Source organism: Streptococcus sp. XMC, assembly GCF_021341835.1.
Classification (GTDB): domain Bacteria; phylum Bacillota; class Bacilli; order Lactobacillales; family Streptococcaceae; genus Streptococcus.
The window spans coordinates 1-2,500 of sequence record NZ_JAJTNQ010000012.1; the positions used below are offsets into that span (position 1 = coordinate 1).

Consider the following 2,500-nt stretch of genomic DNA (forward strand, 5'->3'; position numbering starts at 1 on the left):
CGCAAGGTTGAAACTCAAAGGAATTGACGGGGGCCCGCACAAGCGGTGGAGCATGTGGTTTAATTCGAAGCAACGCGAAGAACCTTACCAGGTCTTGACATCCCTCTGACCACTCTAGAGATAGAGTTTTCCTTCGGGACAGAGGTGACAGGTGGTGCATGGTTGTCGTCAGCTCGTGTCGTGAGATGTTGGGTTAAGTCCCGCAACGAGCGCAACCCCTATTGTTAGTTGCCATCATTCAGTTGGGCACTCTAGCGAGACTGCCGGTAATAAACCGGAGGAAGGTGGGGATGACGTCAAATCATCATGCCCCTTATGACCTGGGCTACACACGTGCTACAATGGCTGGTACAACGAGTCGCAAGTCGGTGACGGCAAGCTAATCTCTTAAAGCCAGTCTCAGTTCGGATTGTAGGCTGCAACTCGCCTACATGAAGTCGGAATCGCTAGTAATCGCGGATCAGCACGCCGCGGTGAATACGTTCCCGGGCCTTGTACACACCGCCCGTCACACCACGAGAGTTTGTAACACCCGAAGTCGGTGAGGTAACCTTTTAGGAGCCAGCCGCCTAAGGTGGGATAGATGATTGGGGTGAAGTCGTAACAAGGTAGCCGTATCGGAAGGTGCGGCTGGATCACCTCCTTTCTAAGGATAAGGAAACCTGCACGTTCGTCTTGTTTAGTTTTGAGAGGTCTTGTGGGGCCTTAGCTCAGCTGGGAGAGCGCCTGCTTTGCACGCAGGAGGTCAGCGGTTCGATCCCGCTAGGCTCCATTGGTGAGAGATCACCAAGGATGAACATTGAAAATTGAATATCTATATCAAATAGTAACAAGAAAATAAACCGAAAACGCTGTGAATATTTAATGAGTTTTCTAATTTTTTAAGAAATTAGGTTAATAAGGTTAAGTTAATAAGGGCGCACGGTGGATGCCTTGGCACTAGGAGCCGAAGAAGGACGTGACAAACGACGAAATGCCTCGGGGAGCTGTAAGTAAGCTTAGATCCGGGGGTGTCCGAATGGGGGAACCCAGCAGGTTATACCTGTTACCCATATCTGTTAAGGATATGAGGAGGAAGACGCAGTGAACTGAAACATCTAAGTAGCTGCAGGAAGAGAAAGCAAAAGCGATTGCCTTAGTAGCGGCGAGCGAAACGGCAGGAGGGCAAACCGAAGAGTTTACTCTTCGGGGTTGTAGGACTGCAATGTGGACTTAAAGATTATAGAAGAACTACCTGGGAAGGTAGGCCAAAGAGAGTAACAGCCTCGTATTTTAAATAGTCTTTATACCTAGCAGTATCCTGAGTACGGCGAGACACGTGGAATCTCGTCGGAATCTGGGAGGACCATCTCCCAACCCTAAATACTCCCTAGTGACCGATAGTGAACCAGTACCGTGAGGGAAAGGTGAAAAGCACCCCGGGAGGGGAGTGAAATAGAACCTGAAACCGTGTGCCTACAACAAGTTCGAGCCCGTTAATGGGTGAGAGCGTGCCTTTTGTAGAATGAACCGGCGAGTTACGATATGATGCGAGGTTAAGTTGAAGAGACGGAGCCGTAGGGAAACCGAGTCTGAATAGGGCGTCTTAGTATTATGTCGTAGACCCGAAACCATGTGACCTACCCATGAGCAGGTTGAAGGTGCGGTAAAACGCACTGGAGGACCGAACCAGGGCACGTTGAAAAGTGCTTGGATGACTTGTGGGTAGCGGAGAAATTCCAAACGAACTTGGAGATAGCTGGTTCTCTCCGAAATAGCTTTAGGGCTAGCGTCGACATTAAGATTCTTGGAGGTAGAGCACTGTTTGGGTGAGGGGTCCATCCCGGATTACCAATCTCAGATAAACTCCGAATGCCAATGAATTATGGTCGGCAGTCAGACTGCGAGTGCTAAGATCCGTAGTCGAAAGGGAAACAGCCCAGACCACCAGCTAAGGTCCCAAAATAATTGTTAAGTGGAAAAGGATGTGGGGTTGCACAGACAACTAGGATGTTAGCTTAGAAGCAGCTATTCATTCAAAGAGTGCGTAATAGCTCACTAGTCGAGTGACCCTGCGCCGAAAATGTACCGGGGCTAAAACAATTTACCGAAGCTGTGGATACCTTTAATGGTATGGTAGGAGAGCGTTCTATGTGTGAAGAAGGTATACCGTGAGGAGTGCTGGAACGCATAGAAGTGAGAATGCCGGTATGAGTAGCGAAAGACAGGTGAGAATCCTGTCCACCGTAAGACTAAGGTTTCCAGGGGAAGGCTCGTCCGCCCTGGGTTAGTCGGGACCTAAGGAGAGACCGAAAGGTGTATCCGATGGACGACAGGTTGATATTCCTGTACTAGAGTATGTAGTGATGGAGGGACGCAGTAGGCTAACTAAAGCGTGCGATTGGAAGTGCACGTCTAAGCAGTGAGGTGTGAATTGAGTTAAATGCTTAGTTCTATAACATTGAGCTGTGATGGGGAGCGAAGTTTAGTAGCGAAGTTAGTGATGTCACACTGCCAAGAA

The 2,500-nt window shown here is 49.1% G+C and carries 1 tRNA gene and 2 rRNA genes (1 of these 3 cut by a window edge); all 3 read left to right on the forward strand.

Annotated features, from left to right (window positions below):
- A 16S ribosomal RNA gene (locus tag LXO72_RS10055) occupies nucleotides 1–646 on the forward strand; the annotation flags it as partial.
- 53 nt (nucleotides 647–699) lie between these two features.
- Nucleotides 700–772: transfer RNA gene (locus LXO72_RS10060), tRNA-Ala, on the forward strand.
- Between the two features lie 129 nt (nucleotides 773–901).
- Nucleotides 902–2,500 (forward strand): 23S ribosomal RNA (locus LXO72_RS10065); it runs 1,302 nt beyond the window's last position.